Origin of the sequence: Amycolatopsis nalaikhensis (assembly GCF_030264295.1) — a bacterium.
In the GTDB taxonomy this organism is placed as follows: domain Bacteria; phylum Actinomycetota; class Actinomycetes; order Mycobacteriales; family Pseudonocardiaceae; genus Amycolatopsis; species Amycolatopsis nalaikhensis.
Genome location: NZ_CP127173.1, coordinates 3,413,930 through 3,431,270 on the forward strand (window position 1 = coordinate 3,413,930; position 17,341 = coordinate 3,431,270).

Consider the following 17,341-nt stretch of genomic DNA (forward strand, 5'->3'; position numbering starts at 1 on the left):
TGTCGCTCTGTCACTTAACCTCGTCTGACCTGCGGTTTAAGCTGTGACAGTTGAGTGACAGCGTTGGGAGGTAAGGGTTTTCCACTCTACTACTATGTCTCTCTAGTCGCTGAGCAGCGAAAAGAGGCTGAAACACCGGGGAGTGGAGGCGTACTCCACCTAGCGATGTTCCAGCCTCTTTGGTCTGAGGTGGGTGGCTAAGTGGATGACAATCGGGGTGGCTAAGCGTGGACGTGTGCGGACGTTAGTAGACGATGCGCTGCAGGTCAGAGTCCTGCGACCAAGGTCAACAAGCGACGAATTGCGCTCGTAATGAATAGGTCGGGGGTTCGATTCCCCCAGGCGGCTCGACAAGGTTGATGGCCCCTGCCCCTCGAGGGCAGGGGCCGTTTTCTTGTCTCGCGTATCTTGCGGGGCTCCGCCCCGCACCCCGCCCGGTGGGCTCCGCCCCCGGCCCCCCGTCGTGGTTGCGTTGGGTGTGTGGGTGCGGTTTTTGTTTTGTAGAACCACCCTTATGGGTCAAGTTCATGGCGAAGGCCCCCGGCCGAGGCTGGGGGCCTTCGTCGTTTGGCTTCTTACTTCGGTGGGGTCAGCTTCACCACCGTTGCCTTTGCGTCGCCTCGGGGCGTTCGGTACGTGATCTCGTCGCCCGCCTTTGCCCCTACCAGGGCTAGACCCAGGGGGCTGTCCGAGGTGATCGCGTCCGCGTCCTCGCCTGGGACCGTTACCACCTGGAACGTTTCTTCGTCTCCGTCGGCGAACCGGAGGGACACCACCGTGCCGTCCGGGAGCTGGGCGTTTCCGTAGCCTCCGTGCTCCATCTTGGCCGCCAGGTCGGCGATCTGGCGGTCCAGCCGGGCCGCCGCTTCGGCCCGGTCGATCACGTCCGCCTGGTCCGCCGCGTCGCCCGTGCGCTCCTGCTCGCCGGGTTGCGGCGCGAGGGCCTCCCGCTGCGCGCGCAGGTTCGCGATTTCCTTCTCCAGCTGGCTGCGCGCCGCCGGGCTGAGGCCCTTGTCCCCTGAGATCACCATGTCGCGCATTGTCCGCCGCACGGACCGGGGTGGCCAATCCGGTTTTTCACCCGGAAGCCGCCCGCAGGACGTCTGCCCTAGGATTCGGGGCTGCCGTCCAGGAAGAAGGTAACGAGAATCACCGTGAGCGCAGTCCCCGGTCGCAGCGACCGGCTCTCTCCCAACCAGCTGGCCAAGCAGGAACAGATCGTCGAAGCCGCCCGCGTCGTCCTCGCGCGCGACGGGCTCGCCGGCTGCACCGTCCGGGCCATCGCCGACGCCGGACCGCTCACCAAGAGCGCCATCCACTACTACTTCGCCGACATCGACGTCCTCATCGACCGGGCCATGGCCGCGCACATCACCGCCTTCGCCGCGGGCTTGCGCGAAGTCGCCGCGAAGCACGACGAACCCCGCGAGCGGCTCTTCGCCGTCCTCGAGGAATATCTGAGCGTCTTCGCCGCCAACCCGAACGCCGCGTTCCTCTGGTTCGAGTACTGGATCGCCGCCGGGCGCGCGCAGCACCCGCAGGCCATCGACGTCATGCTCACGTCGCTCACCGAGCTGCTCGCCGAGCTCCTCGCCCCGCTCGACGTCGACGACCCGCGGGCGCGGGCCCGCGCGCTGCTGTCGTACCTGCTGGGCACCGTCGTCCAGCAGCGGGTGCGCCCGCGTCCGTTCGCCACGCTGCGTGCCGACATCGAGGCGCTCTGCTTCGCCAACTACGGCTAGCAACACCCAAAAGATCCGTACTGCTCCGGATTGTGCGAAACGTCCGGCTCCGGCCAAGGTCGAGGCACCCCCGAGAGCAGGAGACGTGATGCGCACACGAACGTGCATGGCGGCGGCCGCGGCCGTCCTCTTGGTGCTCACCACCGGCGGCCAGGCCGGTGCCGCCCAGCCCGACGGCCCGCAGGTCTACGAGGTCACCGGCACCGGCTCGGCCCAGCAGCGGACCGAGGTCGCCCGGACCGGCGCCGACATCCTCGACACCGAAGGCGCGACGACCACCGTCATCGCGAACCCGGGCGAAGCGGCCCAGCTGCGCGCGCTCGGCTTCGGCGTCAAGGCGCTGGGCAAGGTGAACCGGCCGCAGGGCACCGAGACCGTCGAGGACTTCCCGGCCGGCTACACCGGCTACCACACCTACGCCGAGACGCAAACGGAGCTGCAGAAGACCGTCGCGAACTACCCGTCGCTCGCGAAGCTGAGCAGCGCCGGCAACTCGTACGAAGGCCGTGCTCTTTCCCTGATCAAGATCAGCGACAACGCGGGCACCGACGAGAACGAGCCCGAGGTCCTCTTCACCTGCAACCAGCACGCCCGCGAGCACCTGACCGTCGAGATGTGCCTGCGCATCGTGCAGCGTCTGACCAGCGAATACGCGACGAACAGCGCGGTCAAGCGGCTCGTCGACAGCACTGAGATCTGGGTGATCCCGAGCGTCAATCCGGACGGCGCCGAGTACGACATCTCCGGCGGCACCTTCCACAGCTGGCGCAAGAACCGCCAGGGCAGCGGCACCGACCCCAACCGCAACTGGGGCTACAAGTGGGGCTGCTGCGGCGGCTCGTCGAGCTCGCCGTCGAGCGAGACCTACCGCGGCACGGCGGCGTTCTCCGCGCCCGAGACCCGCGCCGTCTCGAACTGGGTGAACTCGCGGGTGGTCGGCGGCGTCCAGCAGATCAAGACGCACATCGACTTCCACACCTACTCCGAGCTGGTCCTCTGGCCGTTCGGCTACACCTACGCCGACACCGCGCCCGGCCTGACCGCGGCCGACGCGCAGAAGTTCCAGACGCTCGGCAAGCAGATGGCCGCGACCAACGGCTACACGCCGCAGCAGTCCAGCGACCTCTACATCACCGACGGCAGCGTCAACGACTGGATGTGGGCGCAGCACAAGATCTGGAGCTTCACCTTCGAGATGTACCCGAAGGGCAGCAGCCCCGGTTTCTACCCGCGTGACACGCAGATCGTGCCGCAGACGACCCGCAACGACCAGGCCGTCGACATCATCATCAACGCGGCTATCACCGGCTGAGCGCGCGGGGGCGGTTTAGGGTCTGGGCATGCCTCTGTTCTCGTTCGAAGGGCTCAGCCCGCAGGTCCACCCGGACGCCTGGATCGCCCCCACCGCCACGCTCATCGGCGACGTCGTCGTCGAGAAGGACGCCTCGATCTGGTTCGGCGCGGTGATCCGGGCCGACTTCGGCCGGATCGTCATCCGGGAGGGCGCCAACATCCAGGACAACTCGGTGATCCACGTCAACGACGGCGTCTGCGAGGTCGGCAAGAACGTCACCGTGGGCCACCAGTGCCTGGTGCACGACTGCACGATCGGGGAGCAGGCGCTGATCGGCAACGGCTCGACGGTGCTCGACAAGGCGAAGATCGGCGCGCGGGCGCTGGTCGCGGCCGGAGCGACGGTCACGCCGTCGACGGAGGTGCCGGAGGAGGTCATCGCGATGGGCAGCCCGGCGAAGAAGTTCGTGCCCCTGACCGACTCGGCGCGGATGTGGGTCGAGCACAACGCGGCGATCTACCAGGAGCTGGCGCGCCGGCACCGGGTCGGCACAAAGCCGGTTTGACTCTCCAGTAACTGGAGACTCTAGCTTCGGGGCATGGCTCCGAAGACGAAGAAACTCACCCACCAGGTCACCCTGGAACTCACCGCGGGCAACGCCCCGGTCGTCGACCTCGGCAAGATGCTGGGGCAGACCGGGGTCAACCTCGTCGAGATCAAGAAGGCCTACGACGCGGCGACGGCGGCCCAGCGCGGCGACATCGTGCCCGTGGTCGTCTCGGTGTTCGAGGACCGCTCGTTCGACCTGCGGCTGAAGACGCCGCCGACGTCGTTCCTGATCAAGAAGGCGTTGGGGGACAAGGGTTCCGCGCGGCCGGGCCACGAGGTCGCGGGCAAGCTGACGAAGGACCAGCTGCGCGAGATCGCCGAGCGGAAGCTGCCGGACCTCAACACCTCCGACGTCGACGCGGCGATGCGCACGATCGCCGGCACCGCCCGGTCCATGGGCGTCGTGGTCGTCGACTGACGTGCGCAAGCACGCGGTCGTGCCGCCGTTCCACGCGCTGGACCCCGAGCTCGGGGTGGCGGAACACCTGCTGCGCAAGGGAAATCCGCAGTTGTGCGCCATCGTCGCGCAGCTGCCCGACGAGCACGCGGCCGCGCGCCGCCTCAACGCCGTGCTGGCGGAGGCCGGGGCGCGGCCGCGGCTCGTCGACACCGGTGCCGCGTGGCGGATCGTCTACGTGACCCCGCGCGCGGAGGCCGGCGAGCTGGCGGCGGGCGCCGCGGGGCTGGCCGAGTCGTGACCGTCGGCGGGTGGCGGCGGGTGAAGCGCTGCGCCACCTGTGGCCTGCCGTTCTGCGACCGCACGTCCGGCTGCACCCGCAAGTGGTGCGCCGAACACCGCCGGTCTTCGAGTGCGGTGGACTAGGCTCTTACGCGCAGCAGCGACTGGCGCCATCGAGGTGGAGCACCACCGGGAAGCGACTACGAGGCCGGCACCGCGCGCCTGGGTGAAGGCCACTCCAGAGCCGGAGTACGCCATGACACACCAGCCGAAACTGAACGCACTCGCCGCCGCCGACCCCGCGATCGCCGGGCTCGTGGAAGACGAGGCGAAGCGCCAGCACGACAAGATCCGCCTGATCGCGTCGGAGAACTACGTCTCGCAGGCCGTGCTCGAGGCGACCGGCAGCGTGCTCACCAACAAGTACTCCGAGGGCTACGCGGGCAAGCGCTACTACGAGGGCCAGCAGTTCATCGACCAGGTCGAGCAGCTGGCCATCGACCGCGCGAAGGCGGTGTTCGGCGCCGACCACGCGAACGTCCAGCCGTACTCCGGTTCCCCCGCGAACCTGGCCGTGTACCTGGCGTTCGCGAAGCCGGGCGACACCGTGCTGGGCATGGCGCTGCCGGACGGCGGCCACCTTACGCACGGCTGGAGCGTCTCCGCGACCGGCAAGTGGTTCAACCCGGTGCGCTACGGCGTGGCGAAGGAGACCGGCCGCGTCGACCTCGACCAGGTCCGCGACCTCGCCCGCCAGCACCGGCCGAAGCTGATCTTCGCCGGTGGCACGGCGATCCCGCGCATCATCGACTTCCCGGCGTTCGCCGAGATCGCGCGCGAGGTGGACGCGGTGCTCGTCGCCGACATCGCGCACATCGCCGGCCTGGTCGCGGGTGGCGCGCACCCGTCGCCGGTCGGGCACGCGCAGGTCATCACGACGACGACGCACAAGACGCTGCGCGGCCCGCGTGGCGCGATGATCCTGTCCGACGCCGACCACGCGAAGGCCGTCGACAAGGCGGTGTTCCCGGGGCTGCAGGGCGGCCCGCACAACCACACGACCGCGGCGATCGCCGTCGCGCTCGGGGAGGCGCAGCAGCCGTCGTTCAGCGAGTACGCGCACCGGATCGTCGCGAACGCCCGCGCGCTGGCCGACGCCTTGCTCGCCTGCGGCTACGACCTCGTGTCCGGCGGCACGGACAACCACCTGCTGCTGATCGACCTGACCAACAAGGGCGTCGCGGGCAAGCCGGCCGCCCAGGCGCTGGACCGCGCGGGCATCGAGCTGAACTACAACACGGTGCCGTTCGACCCGCGCAAGCCGTTCGACCCGTCCGGCATCCGGCTCGGCACGTCCGCGATCACCACGCGCGGCCTCCGGCCGGAGCACCAGGTCCAGGTGGCGGCGTGGATCGACCGCACGATCACCGCGGCGGCGGCGTCCGACGAGGCCGCGTTGGACACGATCGCCGCGGAGATCCGCGAGTTCCTGGCACCGTTCCCCATCCCCGGCTACTCCGCCTGACCCACCTCCCCGAGGGCGGCACTTTCACGTGAAAGTGCCGCCCTCGGCGTGTCCGGGGTCACCCGGAAATTTGGTTGCACGATGCAAGCTCTGTGGGAATACTTGGCCGAGACAAGTAGTTGACAGGTACAAGCAACTACGCGAAGGCTGAGGGAGACCACCATGAGCGACACCACCACGGCGGAAGGAGCAGCCGCTACGAACGGCAAACTGACCCACCGCCAGATCCTGACCGTCCTGTCCGGGCTGATGCTCGGCATGTTCCTCGCGGCGCTCGACCAGACGATCGTGTCGTCGTCGATGCGCACCATCGCCGACGAGCTCCACGGCCTGTCCCTGCAGGCCTGGGCCACCACCGCGTACCTCATCACCGCGACGCTCTCGACGCCGCTGTACGGCAAGCTGTCCGACCTCTACGGCCGCAAGCCCATGTACCTGACGGCGATCTCCCTGTTCCTGGTCGGTTCGCTGGCCAGCGGCATGGCGACGTCGATGTACGAGCTCGCCGCGTTCCGCGCCTTCCAGGGCCTCGGTGCCGGTGGCCTGATGTCCCTCGCGCTGGCGATCATCACCGACATCACCGCGCCGCGTGAGCGCAGCAAGTACCAGGGCTACTTCATGGCCGTGTTCGGCATCTCGAGCGTCGCCGGCCCGGTCGTCGGCGGGTTCTTCGCCGGCATCGACACCTTCGCCGGCATCACCGGCTGGCGCTGGGTCTTCCTGGTCAACGTCCCGATCGCGCTCGCCGCGCTGGTCGTCGTCACCAAGGTGCTGAACCTCCCGCACACCCGCGTGGACCAGAAGGTCGACTACTGGGGTGCCGTCGCGCTGGCCACCGGCCTGGTGCCGCTGCTGATCGTCGCCGAGCAGGGCCGTGAGTGGGGCTGGGGCTCCGCCGCCTCGATCGCCATGTACGTCGTCGGCGCGCTCGGCGTGACCGCCTTCGTCTGGATCGAACGCCGGATGGGCGACGCCGCCCTGCTGCCGCTGCGCCTGTTCCGCCGTCCGGTGTTCCGGATGTCGACGCTCGTCACCGTCGTGCAGGGCGCCGGGATGTTCGGCGCGATGATGTCGCTGCCGCTGTACCTGCAGATCGTCAAGGGCGCGACGCCGACCCAGGCGGGCCTGCAGATGCTCCCGCTGACGCTGGGCATCATGTCCGCGAGCCTGACCAGCGGACGGCTCATCTCCAAGACCGGGCGCTACAAGATGTTCGCGGTGGCCGGGATCGGCCTGATGGCGGCGGCGCTGTTCGCGCTCTCGACCATCACCGTCGACAGCTCGCTCGCGCTGGTCATGATCATCGCCTTCGTGATCGGCCTCGGCCTCGGCGCCTCGATGCAGACGCTGGTGCTGGCCGCGACCAACGACGTCCGCCCGCAGGACATCGGCGTCGCCACCTCGGCGGCGACGTTCTTCCGGCAGATCGGCGGCACGGCGGGCACTGCGGTGTTCCTGTCGATCCTGTTCGGCACGGTCGGCGACCGGATCGCGAACGCCATCCGCTCGGCGATGACCACGCCGGCCTACACGTCGGCGCTGGCGCAGCACCCGGAGTTCGCGAAGCAGATGCAGAGCGGCCTGGACGTCAACGACACGTCGTTCCTGTCCACGCTCGACCCGACGCTGGCCCGGCCGATCCTGCAGGGCTTCGCCGAGTCGATGAGCACGGTGTTCCTGGTCGGCGGGATCGTGCTGACCGTCGGCTTCGCGCTGGTGTGGTTCCTCAAGGAGAAGCCGCTCTCGGACAAGTCGGCGATGGAGCAGCGCGCGGAGGCCGAGGCGGACGCTCCCGCCCTCGCACTGGCGCACTGACCGCGTGAAAAAGGCCCCCTCGGGAAACTTCCGAGGGGGCCTTTTCGCAGGTCAGTGACCGTTGGCTTCTTCCTTGGCCAGGCGGTCGGTCTCGCGCTCGTACGAGCGGGCGATCTCGTTCTCGGCCTCGGTGCGGCCGACCCAGGTCGAGCCCTCGACGCTCTTGCCCGGCTCGAGGTCCTTGTAGACCTCGAAGAAGTGCTGGATCTCCAGCTTGTGGAACTCGTTCAGGTGGTGAATGTCGCGCAGGTGCTCCAGGCGCGGGTCGTTCGTCGGGACCGCGAGGACCTTGTCGTCCGGGCCCTTCTCGTCGGTCATCCGGAACATGCCGATCGCGCGGCAGCGGATCAGGCAGCCCGGGAACGTCGGCTCCTGCACGAGGACGAGCACGTCGAGCGGGTCGCCGTCCTGGCCGAGGGTGTCGTCGATGAAGCCGTAGTCGGCCGGGTACTGCGTGGCCGTGAACAGGGTCCGGTCCAGCTTGATGCGGCCGGTCTTGTGGTCGACCTCGTACTTGTTGCGCTCCCCTTTGGGGATTTCGATCGTGACGTCGAACTCCACGGCGTCCTCGCTGCTTCTTCGTAGATACGGCGTGCCCACGCGTCGCGGGCGGCAACCTTCATGACTGTCTTGACGTCTCCTAGTGTGGACTACGCCCTGCCGCCGGGTCGCATCGATGTCGGCCCGGAGGCATGTGAGCTTGGCCCCTTCCGGGGCAGGTGAGAAGGAGTGGTGGGTGCCGGAAAACGACCAGCCGATGTGGCCTTCGTCGGACGAAGACCGCTCGTCGTCCGGGGCGCGGAAGACCACTCCGATGTCGCTGCCGTCCCCGCCGGAGAGCGGTGCGGGCGACGCGGGCGTGCCCAAGGTCACAGGCAGTGAAGCCCCGAAGGGGTCGTGGTTCGCGCCGAACGTGCCGCCCGAGCCGGTCCCGGGGCTGAACGCGCCCGAGGAGGAGCCGCCACCGCCGCCGACCCCGGCGAAGCAGGACCTCGCCGACCGCCTCGGCAGCCGCGAGCCGAAGCCGCCGCAGCCCGCCGAGGAGGGCACCCAGTACATCCGGGTCGAGCAGCCGAAGCCCGCCGAGAGCACGCAGTACATCCAGGTGGAGCGGGCCGAGGAGGCGACCCGTCAGGAGACGCCGATCGTGCCGGTCGAGCGCGGCGTGTGGCCCGGCGAGCAGCGGGACCGCGCCGAGGAGCCCCAGCAGTCCGAGACGCAGCCGTGGCGGGAAGAGCTCCAGCAGTGGCGTCAGGAGCAGCAACGCCGCGAAGAGCAGCTGAAGCGCCTGGACGCGCAGCGCCGCGACGAGGCCCATCAGATGCTCGACGACGCCCAGCGGCAGCGGCTGGAAGAGCCGCAGCCGTGGGCGCAGCGGATCGAGGTGCACGACAACCGGCCCGCCGAGGACCGCCGTCCGCCGTTGCCACCGGAGCCGCCGCGCGGGGTGGTGCCGTCGGCGTCCGCCGGGTCGCTCGCGCGCCCGCAGCGGATCGAGCCGGACGGGCAGCGGTTCGACGCCGAGGCGACCGTCGGGATCGAGCGGCCGACGCAGTTCCCCGGCGTCTTCCAGCAGCAGCCGCAGCCCCGGACCGAGCCGCCGCGGACCGAGCCGCCCGCCGAGCCGCCGCGTCAGGAGCCGCCCAGCCCGGCGCCGGCCGCCGAGGAGCCGCCGAAGAAGCGGCGCAAGGGCAAGCTGATCGCGCTCGTCGTGGTCGTCCTGCTGGTGCTGGCCGGGGGCGGGGTCGCCGCGGCGATGCCGAAGGTGTCGAACCGCCTCGGCTTGCCGTGGGCGCCGAACGCGCCGAAGGGCGACAGCCCCGAGCCCGCCGCCGCCACGCGCCAGCTGCCGGGACCGAACGCCGCCGGGCAGGCGCCGAGCGCGGACGGCGTCAAGTCCGCGCTGGCCGCCGCCGCGGGCAACGGCGCGCTCGGGCAGCTCACCGGCAGCGTGGTCGACCCGGTGACCGGCAGCGTGCTGTGGGACCGCGGCTCGGCGACGCCGGTGACGCCCGCGTCGACGACGAAGGTGCTCACCTCGGCCGCCGCGTTGCTGTCGCTGGACCACAACCTGCGCCTGTCGACGAAGATCGTCCAGGGCGCGGACCCGGGCACGGTGGTGCTGGTCGGCGGCGGCGACACGACGCTCACCAACCTGCCGCTGGGCACGGACTCGCCGCTGTACCCGGGTGCCGCGCACGTCGACGACCTCGTCGCGCAGGTCAAGAAGGCCGCGCCGGGGGTGAAGAAGGTGCAGGTCGACCTGTCCCTGTTCAAGGGGCCGACGACTGCGCCGGGCTGGGAGGCGGGTGACGCGCCGTCGACGTACGCGACGCAGATGGCGCCCGTGATGGCCGACGGCGGCCGCCTCAGCCCGAAGGACAACAACTCGCAGCGCACCGCGAACGCGGGCAGCGCGCTCGCGGCGTCGATCGCCTCGAAACTGGGCGCCTCGCCGGGTGGCCAGGCGACGGCGGCCAAGGAAGCGAAGGTGCTCGCCGAGGTCAAGTCGGCCCCGCTGACCGAGCTGGTGTCGGACCTGATGGAGCTGTCCGACGACGTCCTCGCGGAGGCGGTCGCGCGGCAGGTCGCGCTCGCGAACGGCGAGGAGGCCAGCTACGCGGGCGGCGCGAAGGCGACGATCAAGGTGCTGAAGGACCACGGCTTCGACGTCTCGGGCCTCGAGCTGTCGGACGGCAGCGGCATCTCCTCGCTCAACCGCATCCCGGCGAAGCTGCTGACACAGGTCCTCGCGGCCGCGGCGGCCCCGGAGGGCAAGAACCCGGGCACGGCCAAGCTGCGCCCCGTCCTGGCGGGCCTCCCGGTGGCGGGCGGCTCGGGCACGCTGGCGGACGAGCGGTTCGACAAGCCGAACTCCCAGGCGGGCCGCGGCTGGGTCCGCGCGAAGACGGGCACGCTGACCGGCGTCAACACGCTGGCCGGGCTGGTCTTGGACCAGGACGGCCGGGTGCTGGTGTTCGCGTTCATGTCGAACGGCTCGGACACCGACGCGGGCCGGGACGCCCTCGACGTGCTGGCGACGAGCCTCCGCAAGTGCGGCTGCTCCTAGCCGCGTGCCGGTCCGTGTGCGAAGCGTGCGGAGATCGTGGCCGGAAACCCGGCGCGGCCAGGTAGCGTCGGAAGGGTGAGTCAGGAAACCGAGACCCGGCCCATGGTCGACTGGGCGCTCGCCGCGCAGACGGGCGCGCTGCTCGTGCGCGGCGGCCCGCAAGTCCCGCGCGAAGTGGCCGACGCGGCCGTCACCGATCTGCGTGAGCTGACCGTCGAAGCCGAGGGGCACGTCCGGCAGCTGACGAACCTGGGCCTCGACCTGCCGCTGCTGCCCGGCGAGGTCGTCGACCGCCCGGGCTGGGTGCGCTCGGCCGCGGCCGGGCTGGACGCGCTGACCGGGCGTGCGCTGCCGCAGCAGGGCGGGCCGTTCGGGCCGATCCTCGCCGGTGGCGCCGGGGTGCAGACCGGGCTGGTGCTCGCGTTCCTGGCCAGCCGCGTGCTCGGCCAGTACGACCCCTTCGGCGGCCCGGACCGCGAAGGCAGGCTGCTGCTGGTCGCGCCGAACGTCGTCGCCGCCGAGCAGGCGATGGACGTCCCCGGCCACGACTTCCGGCTCTGGGTCTGCCTGCACGAATGCACCCACCGGCTGCAGTTCACCGCGGTCAAGTGGCTGCGCGACTACTTCGCCGACGAGGTCGAGCGGCTCGTCGCCGGACTGGCCGGCGGCGGCACCGACAGCCTCGCCGACCTGGTCGGCCGACTGCCCGAGGCGATCAAGCAGGGCCCGAAGCTGAACCTCGCCGAGCTGCTCCAGTCGCCGAAGGAACGCGCGGTGTTCGACCGGCTGCTGGCGCTCTCGACGCTGCTGGAGGGCCACGCCGACTACGTGATGGACGCCGTCGGCCCGCAGGTCGTCCCGAGCGTCGACACGATCCGCGCGCGCTTCACGACCCGGCGCAAGGGCGGCGGCGTCTTCGACCGGCTGCTGCGCGCGTTGCTCGGCGTCGACGCGAAGATCCGTCAGTACGAAGAGGGCGCGAAGTTCACGAAGCACGTCGTGGACGCCGTCGGCATGGAGGGTTTCAACGCCGTCTGGCGGTCGCCGAACACCCTGCCGTCGCGCGCGGAGATCGCCGACCCGGCCGCGTGGGTCCGGCGCCTGCACGGATGACCGGGCAGGCGGTCGCGGCCGTCCGCCGGGCCGTCCGGGCGTTCCTGGAGACGATCGAGGCGCCGCCCGAGCTGTGCGTCGCGGTTTCCGGCGGCGCCGACTCGCTCGCGCTGGCCGAAGCCACCGCGTACGTCGGGCACCACCGCGGCCACCGCGTCCGCGCGCTGGTCGTCGACCACGGCCTGCAGGACGGTTCGGCGAAGATCGCCCGGGACGCGGCCGCCGCGGCCGAGTCGCTGGGCGTCGACGCGGCCGAGGTCCGCCGGGTCGACGTCACCGGCCCCGGCGGCCCCGAAGCCGCCGCGCGCAAGGCCCGCTACCGCGCGCTCGCCGGGCACGACCTCGTCCTGCTCGGGCACACCCTCGACGACCAGGCCGAGACCGTCCTGCTCGGGCTGGGCCGCGGCTCCGGCCCGCGGAGCCTCGCCGGGATGCGGCCGCACGACCCGCCGTGGGGCCGTCCGCTGCTCGCCGTCCCGCGCGCGACCACCCGGGCCGCCTGCGCCGAGCTCGGCGTCGAGCCCTGGGAGGACCCGCACAACGCCGAACCGCGCTTCACCCGCGTCCGGCTGCGCACCGAAGTCCTGCCGCTCCTGGAAGACGTCCTCAACGGCGGCGTCGCCGGCGCACTCGCCCGCACGGCCGCGCAGCTGCGTGAGGACAGTGAGGCACTGGACACATTGGCGGACACGATCTTCACCCGCGCGGGCGGCCCCGAAGGGCTGGATGTGGACGTCCTTTCGACCGAACCCGCGGCCCTCCGCAGGCGGGTTCTCCGCAGGTGGCTGCTGGCATCGGGCGTGCGTGAGCTCACCGACGCGCACCTGCGCGCGGTCGACGAACTGGTCGCCCGGTGGCGTGGTCAGGGCGGGGTGTGGTTGCCGGGCAACTTGGAGGCGCGCCGGTGCCGTGGCAGGCTCTGCATCACCTCCCAACCCACCACTCGAGGAGAATGACCCGTGTACGAGGGCGAAATCGCCTCCGTGCTCGTCACCGAGCAGCAGATCAAGGACAAGATCGCGGAGCTGTCGGAGCAGATCGCCGCCGACTATCCGGCCAACGGGCAGGGAGAACTCCTGCTGGTGGGCGTCCTGAAGGGCGCGGTCATGTTCATGACCGACTTCGCCCGCGCGCTGCCGCTGCCGACGCAGCTGGAGTTCATGGCCGTCTCCTCGTACGGATCGTCGACGTCGTCGTCTGGCGTCGTGCGGATCCTCAAGGACCTCGACCGCGACATCGCGGGCCGGGACGTGCTGATCGTCGAGGACATCGTCGACTCCGGCCTGACGCTGTCGTGGCTGCTGAAGAACCTCGCGAGCCGCAACCCGGCGTCGCTCGAGGTCGTTTCGCTGCTGCGCAAGCCGGAGGCGGTGAAGGTGGACGTCCCGGTGAAGTACATCGGGTTCGACATCCCCAACGAGTTCGTCGTCGGCTACGGCCTCGACTACGCCGAGCGCTACCGGGACCTGCCCTACATCGGGACGCTGGACCCGAAGGTCTACACCTCGTAGTGCACCGGCGGAGTTCACCGACCGTTCACCGCAACTACCGGATCTGCGGAACCCCGCGGTCCGAGATTGCGTCATACGCTCTGATCACGTGCGTTAACCTATGCGAAGACCATTCGTGCCCGCGGTGACCGGGTCGGGGGAACGGGAGAGAGCTCAGATGGGGAACAGCAGCGCTGCCGACGCGAACGCCTTCAAGGCCGCGGCCGCGGCGGGTCAGGTCGGGATCGACCCCGACGCCGCGCAAGCCGTGCTGAACAAGATCCGCACGGGCAAGGACGCCGTCGAAGCGCTCCTGGCCGGCGCGGGCACGCTCGCTCAGCCGCCGAAGCTCGGCGACAACCCGGTCGGCAACGCGATGGCCGCGAAGTTCGTGCAGCGCGCGGACGGCGGGAACGACTCCTACGCCGCCGCCCTGCAGAACCTGCTCGACCAGTACTCGGCCGCCGAGGAGGGCATCGTCACGGCGATGTCCCGGTACCACGAGATCGACAACGCCGCGGCCGACCCGTTCCGCAACGCCTGAGTCCTGAGGGGGATCTGAAGTCATGGCTCCGAACCACGGCGACCAGCCGTCGACGACGACCGACCCGGGCTCGCTCGTCCCGCTCGGCGACAACTCGGCGTCGCAGAACATCGTCGAGAGCGCCCGCGGCCGTTCCGACGGCTTCGACATGGGCGACGACCGCGCGATCGCCAACCCGCCGAACTGGAACGCGCAGGCGAGCCAGCAGCTGTACAACGGCGCGGTCAACAACAACGACCCCGGCACGGCCGAGGCGACCGGGCACGCGTGGGCGCACCACGGCACCGAGCTGAAGCAGGCGTCCGACCACCTGTACAACGCGATCGCCGAGCTGGGCAACGCCTGGGTCGGCCAGGGCGCCGCGGGTGCGCAGGGCGCGCTGGTGGCCATCGCCAACTCCGGCTCGCAGGCGTCCGAGGCCGCGCACACGATGTCCGACCGGCTCGCCCGGCAGGCCGCGGCGGCCGCCGAGGTCAAGAAGATGCCGGCCCCGAAGGACTACGACCCGAAGCAGGCCATGGCGGCCGCGCTGGCGGGCGGCCCGGCGGCGCTGATCGCCGACCAGAAGGCGCAGGCCGACGCGGCGAACGACGTCAAGGCGCAGCAGGTCGCGTTCTTCAACGCCTACACGAAGGCGATGAGCGAGGTCGACAGCTCGACCCCGAGCTTCGGCCCGGAGTCGCTGGGCATGAAGCCGACGGCGTCGCACAACTCGGTGTCGTTCAACGCGGTCAACACGATCGGCAGCACGGGCCCGGTCGAAGGCCTGTCCGGCGCGGGCGGCGCGGTGTTCGCCGCCAGCGGCGCGGGCTTCGGCGGCAACGGCGGCGGCGCGTTCGACGCGCAGCACGCGGGCCTCGGCCCGAACGCGGCGCACGGCGGCGCGTTCGGCCACGACGCGGCGGTCCTCGGCGGCGACGCGCCGGGCGGCACGGCCGCGGGCACGGGTAGCGGCACGGGCGCGGTCGCCCCGGGTCACGGGCCGTCCGGTTCCGGCAGCCCGCTGAGCAAGATCGGCATGGGCCTCGGCATCGGTGGGGTGGCGGGCGGCCTCGGCGCGCTGGCCTCCCGCGCGCTGGGCTCGGGCAACAAGTCGGGCTCGAAGGCGGAGAACGACACGAACCTGGCTTCGGCCGAAGGCCAGGCGCAGAGCGCGGCGTCGGCTCAGGCGCCGCAGCAGGGCGTCGTCTCGGCGCAGGGCACGATCGGTGGCCAGACCCCGCCGCCGATGACCCCGGGCATGGGCGGCGGGATGGCTCCGCACGGTGCGCAGGGCGAGCAGGACGAGGAGCACACGCACGCGTCGTTCCTCATCGAGGCGGACCCGGACGCGGCCTTCGGCGCGAACCAGGCGACCCCGCCGCCGGTCATCGGCGCGTGGTCCGAGGACGACGAAGACCGCTGATCCTTTCGGGCCGGGCACCTCGAGTGTGCCCGGCCCGGTTTCTCTTGGGGGTGGCTCGATGCCGAACGCGGAGCTGCTCACCCCGGTCGAGGTGGACTTCCTGTGGGAGGCCGCCGGGCTGGGCGAGCTGCCGTACCCGTTGCGCGTGCGTTCGCACGGCGCGACCGTCGACGAGCGGTCGCTGCTCCGCCGTCGCACGCTGGAAGGGCTCAACGCACGCGGTCTCGCCGACGGCCGCGGCCGTCCGGAACCGCACATCGAGGACTACTTCGGCGTGCTGGCGCAGCCGGAGCTGAGCCTGGACGCCGTCCAGCTGATCGCCCCGGACGCCGAGCCGCTGCTGGCGGTGGCGGGCGTACTGGGCGGCCAGGGGCTGCTGGCGGTCCAGGACACGCGCGGCCTGCACCTGCAGCCGTGCCCGGCGGACGGCCTGGCGAGCGCGATCGTCTCGCTGCTGCCGGGGGCCCCGCGCGGCAAGGAGAAGTCGATCACGGTGCCGCTGGACCAGCTGGTCGGCACGCACGGCGTCGACTTCCTGCAGCGCCGAGGCAACGGCGAAGAGCGCGCGGGCGCGGAGGAGGACCGCAAGGCTTTGGCCAGGCTGCACGCCCAGCCGAGGCTGCGCGGCGGCCAGATCGGCGCGAACGCCCGAAGCCGTATGGGCGGCCGAACCCGAACCCCGGTCCTGAGCTGGTTCGACACCGAGAGCGGCCGCTACTTCACGCAAGCAAGTCGTGGTCGCGACGGCCGAGACTGGATCACGATCGCCCCGGCGGACGCGGCAACGCTGCGCCACCGCCTGGGCGAGATGCTCGCGGGAGCGGCGACGACCAGCACGGTCTGACCCCCGCGGCAAGGCGGGCTGAAGGGCCCTTTCCTGTCATGTGATGGGACGAAAGGGCCCTTCACCGCATCAGATGAGACGAACGTCCCCTTCAGCGCGCTCGGGCCAGGCGACCTCGCCGCCCCGCCTCGCAGACCGGGGCCTGGCGGCCGTCTGCCAGGATCGGGCTCGGCGTCTTCGAACGTGCGCCATCGCCGACCGGGAACCATCCCGTTCTGTCGGTGGTGCGGGCTACGCTGAGCGAGAATCCGATCCGGGAGAGTAGTGATGCAAGAGTTCTTCTCGCCGCTGGCGTTCGACTTCCTGTGGGAGGCGGCGCAGGTCGGCGAGCTGCCGTACCCGCTGCTGGTCCGCTCGCACGGCGCGACCGAAGACGAGCGCGTCTCCCTGCGCCACCGCGTGGACGCCGAGCTGAAGGCCCGCGGCATCCGCGACCCGCGCGGCAGGCTCGAGCCGCCGATCGAGGACGCCCTGCACCTGCTCGCCTTCGCCCCGCTGACCATCGACGCGCTGCACATCCCGCAGTTCGAAGCACCCACCGTCGGCGTGCTCGCGGCCGCGGACGACACCAAGGGCGTGCTCGCGGTCCAGGACGCCGACGGGATCTGGCTGGGGGACGTCCCGCCGGACGGTCTCGTCTCCGCCGTCGTCGGGATCCTGCCCGCGGGGCCGCGTGGGAGCGAGGCGTCGGTCACACTTCCGCTGGACGACGCCCTGCGGACCGCCCCGATCCGGGTGCCCGTGTCCCTCCCGTCGAACCCGGGCGAGGAACGCGGCCGGTCGCGTCGGACGCCGTTGAGCGAACGCGCGACGGTCGACCCGCGCGAAGCGTACGGGCGCATCTCCGGGCAGCCGCGGCAGCGGGGCGGTCAGCTGGCCGCGAACAGCCGTTCGCAGGTCGGGGCCAAGCAGCGGTCCCGCGTGCTGGCCTGGTTCGACACCGCGACCGGGCGCTACTTGAGCCTCTCCCGCGCTGGTACGGACGGCCGCGAGTGGGTCACCGTCGCCCCGGCCGACCCGGCGACGCTGCGCACCCGGCTGGGCGAGATGGTGAGCAGTGTGTCGGACGGCACGCGCTAGCGTGACCGGCCTGGACGCCGAGCGGGAACCCGGACGCGGTATCGCCCGTTGACCTGCGAGAGGCTCACAGGGGATGAACGCGGCAGCGGACGGTACCCTGATGGGACGGGTGTCCAGGCACCACGGGTTGT

Annotated in this window: 17 protein-coding genes and 1 riboswitch; of the genes, 15 read left to right on the forward strand and 2 right to left on the reverse strand. The window is 71.1% G+C overall.

Annotated features, from left to right (window positions below; translation table 11 throughout):
* Positions 1–575: 575 nt before the first annotated feature.
* Positions 576–1,031, reverse strand: a complete 456-nt coding sequence (locus QP939_RS16960) for a GreA/GreB family elongation factor (RefSeq protein ID WP_285457743.1) — start codon at positions 1,029–1,031, stop codon at positions 576–578.
* A 123-nt stretch (positions 1,032–1,154) separates the two neighbouring features.
* Between QP939_RS16960 and QP939_RS16965 the strand changes: the two genes are divergently transcribed.
* From QP939_RS16965 to QP939_RS16995, 7 genes are all read left to right on the forward strand, one after another.
* A complete protein-coding gene (locus QP939_RS16965) occupies positions 1,155–1,742 on the forward strand; it encodes a TetR/AcrR family transcriptional regulator (protein WP_285457744.1) in 588 nt (195 codons plus the stop codon).
* A 106-nt stretch (positions 1,743–1,848) separates the two neighbouring features.
* Complete coding sequence (locus QP939_RS16970) at positions 1,849–3,054, forward strand: M14 family metallopeptidase (protein ID WP_285459769.1); 1,206 nt, start codon at positions 1,849–1,851, stop codon at positions 3,052–3,054.
* Positions 3,055–3,082: 28 nt separating this feature from the next.
* The gene (locus QP939_RS16975; RefSeq protein WP_285457745.1) at positions 3,083–3,601 is read left to right on the forward strand and encodes a gamma carbonic anhydrase family protein; all 519 of its coding nucleotides are present in this window, start codon (positions 3,083–3,085) and stop codon (positions 3,599–3,601) included.
* A 33-nt stretch (positions 3,602–3,634) separates the two neighbouring features.
* Positions 3,635–4,063, forward strand: coding sequence for a 50S ribosomal protein L11 (rplK, locus tag QP939_RS16980; RefSeq protein ID WP_285457746.1), 429 nt, complete (start codon positions 3,635–3,637; stop codon positions 4,061–4,063).
* Between the two features lies 1 nt (position 4,064).
* Positions 4,065–4,343: a hypothetical protein gene (locus QP939_RS16985; protein ID WP_285457747.1), complete on the forward strand. Its 279-nt coding sequence runs from the start codon at positions 4,065–4,067 to the stop codon at positions 4,341–4,343.
* A gap of 131 nt (positions 4,344–4,474) precedes the next feature.
* Positions 4,475–4,559, forward strand: a riboswitch (ZMP/ZTP riboswitch).
* A gap of 21 nt (positions 4,560–4,580) precedes the next feature.
* The gene (glyA, locus tag QP939_RS16990) at positions 4,581–5,849 is read left to right on the forward strand and encodes a serine hydroxymethyltransferase (RefSeq protein WP_285457748.1); all 1,269 of its coding nucleotides are present in this window, start codon (positions 4,581–4,583) and stop codon (positions 5,847–5,849) included.
* A 162-nt stretch (positions 5,850–6,011) separates the two neighbouring features.
* On the forward strand, positions 6,012–7,664 hold the full coding sequence (locus tag QP939_RS16995) for an MDR family MFS transporter (protein ID WP_285457749.1): 1,653 nt from the start codon (positions 6,012–6,014) through the stop codon (positions 7,662–7,664).
* A gap of 51 nt (positions 7,665–7,715) precedes the next feature.
* Here the strand turns inward: QP939_RS16995 and QP939_RS17000 are convergent, their stop codons facing one another.
* A complete protein-coding gene (locus QP939_RS17000; RefSeq protein ID WP_285457750.1) occupies positions 7,716–8,225 on the reverse strand; it encodes an inorganic diphosphatase in 510 nt (169 codons plus the stop codon).
* A gap of 175 nt (positions 8,226–8,400) precedes the next feature.
* On the opposite strand from QP939_RS17000, the gene dacB reads away from it, so the two are divergent.
* From dacB to QP939_RS17040, 8 genes are all read left to right on the forward strand, one after another.
* The gene (gene dacB / locus QP939_RS17005; protein ID WP_285457751.1) at positions 8,401–10,734 is read left to right on the forward strand and encodes a D-alanyl-D-alanine carboxypeptidase/D-alanyl-D-alanine endopeptidase; all 2,334 of its coding nucleotides are present in this window, start codon (positions 8,401–8,403) and stop codon (positions 10,732–10,734) included.
* Between the two features lie 102 nt (positions 10,735–10,836).
* On the forward strand, positions 10,837–11,847 hold the full coding sequence (locus tag QP939_RS17010; protein WP_285459770.1) for a zinc-dependent metalloprotease: 1,011 nt from the start codon (positions 10,837–10,839) through the stop codon (positions 11,845–11,847).
* Positions 11,844–12,803, forward strand: coding sequence for a tRNA lysidine(34) synthetase TilS (gene tilS, locus QP939_RS17015; RefSeq protein WP_285457752.1), 960 nt, complete (start codon positions 11,844–11,846; stop codon positions 12,801–12,803). The genes QP939_RS17010 and tilS overlap by 4 nt, the downstream gene beginning before the upstream one ends.
* A 3-nt stretch (positions 12,804–12,806) precedes the next feature.
* On the forward strand, positions 12,807–13,358 hold the full coding sequence (gene hpt, locus QP939_RS17020) for a hypoxanthine phosphoribosyltransferase (RefSeq protein WP_285457753.1): 552 nt from the start codon (positions 12,807–12,809) through the stop codon (positions 13,356–13,358).
* 157 nt (positions 13,359–13,515) lie between these two features.
* Positions 13,516–13,881 carry a hypothetical protein gene (locus tag QP939_RS17025; RefSeq protein WP_285457754.1) on the forward strand — a complete coding sequence of 122 codons (366 nt, stop codon included), beginning with the start codon at positions 13,516–13,518 and terminating at the stop codon, positions 13,879–13,881.
* Positions 13,882–13,903: 22 nt separating this feature from the next.
* Positions 13,904–15,286, forward strand: a complete 1,383-nt coding sequence (locus QP939_RS17030) for a hypothetical protein (protein ID WP_285457755.1) — start codon at positions 13,904–13,906, stop codon at positions 15,284–15,286.
* A gap of 58 nt (positions 15,287–15,344) precedes the next feature.
* Positions 15,345–16,130: an ESX secretion-associated protein EspG gene (locus tag QP939_RS17035; protein WP_285457756.1), complete on the forward strand. Its 786-nt coding sequence runs from the start codon at positions 15,345–15,347 to the stop codon at positions 16,128–16,130.
* A gap of 264 nt (positions 16,131–16,394) precedes the next feature.
* Positions 16,395–17,210, forward strand: coding sequence for an ESX secretion-associated protein EspG (locus tag QP939_RS17040; RefSeq protein WP_285457757.1), 816 nt, complete (start codon positions 16,395–16,397; stop codon positions 17,208–17,210).
* Positions 17,211–17,341 lie beyond the last annotated feature (131 nt).

What these genes read in the sequence shown, in the direction of transcription:
- QP939_RS17025 (WP_285457754.1), top strand. Translation starts at nt 13,516, where the DNA reads ATGGGGAACAGCAGCGCTGCCGACGCGAACGCCTTCAAGGCCGCGGCC.
- QP939_RS17010 (WP_285459770.1), top strand. Translation starts at nt 10,837, where the DNA reads ATGGTCGACTGGGCGCTCGCCGCGCAGACGGGCGCGCTGCTCGTGCGC.
- QP939_RS17030 (WP_285457755.1), top strand. Translation starts at nt 13,904, where the DNA reads ATGGCTCCGAACCACGGCGACCAGCCGTCGACGACGACCGACCCGGGC.
- QP939_RS16970 (WP_285459769.1), top strand. Translation starts at nt 1,849, where the DNA reads ATGGCGGCGGCCGCGGCCGTCCTCTTGGTGCTCACCACCGGCGGCCAG.
- QP939_RS16995 (WP_285457749.1), top strand. Translation starts at nt 6,012, where the DNA reads ATGAGCGACACCACCACGGCGGAAGGAGCAGCCGCTACGAACGGCAAA.
- QP939_RS16975 (WP_285457745.1), top strand. Translation starts at nt 3,083, where the DNA reads ATGCCTCTGTTCTCGTTCGAAGGGCTCAGCCCGCAGGTCCACCCGGAC.
- QP939_RS16960 (WP_285457743.1), bottom strand. Translation starts at nt 1,031, where the DNA reads ATGGTGATCTCAGGGGACAAGGGCCTCAGCCCGGCGGCGCGCAGCCAG.
- QP939_RS17035 (WP_285457756.1), top strand. Translation starts at nt 15,345, where the DNA reads ATGCCGAACGCGGAGCTGCTCACCCCGGTCGAGGTGGACTTCCTGTGG.
- glyA (WP_285457748.1), top strand. Translation starts at nt 4,581, where the DNA reads ATGACACACCAGCCGAAACTGAACGCACTCGCCGCCGCCGACCCCGCG.
- tilS (WP_285457752.1), top strand. Translation starts at nt 11,844, where the DNA reads ATGACCGGGCAGGCGGTCGCGGCCGTCCGCCGGGCCGTCCGGGCGTTC.
- rplK (WP_285457746.1), top strand. Translation starts at nt 3,635, where the DNA reads ATGGCTCCGAAGACGAAGAAACTCACCCACCAGGTCACCCTGGAACTC.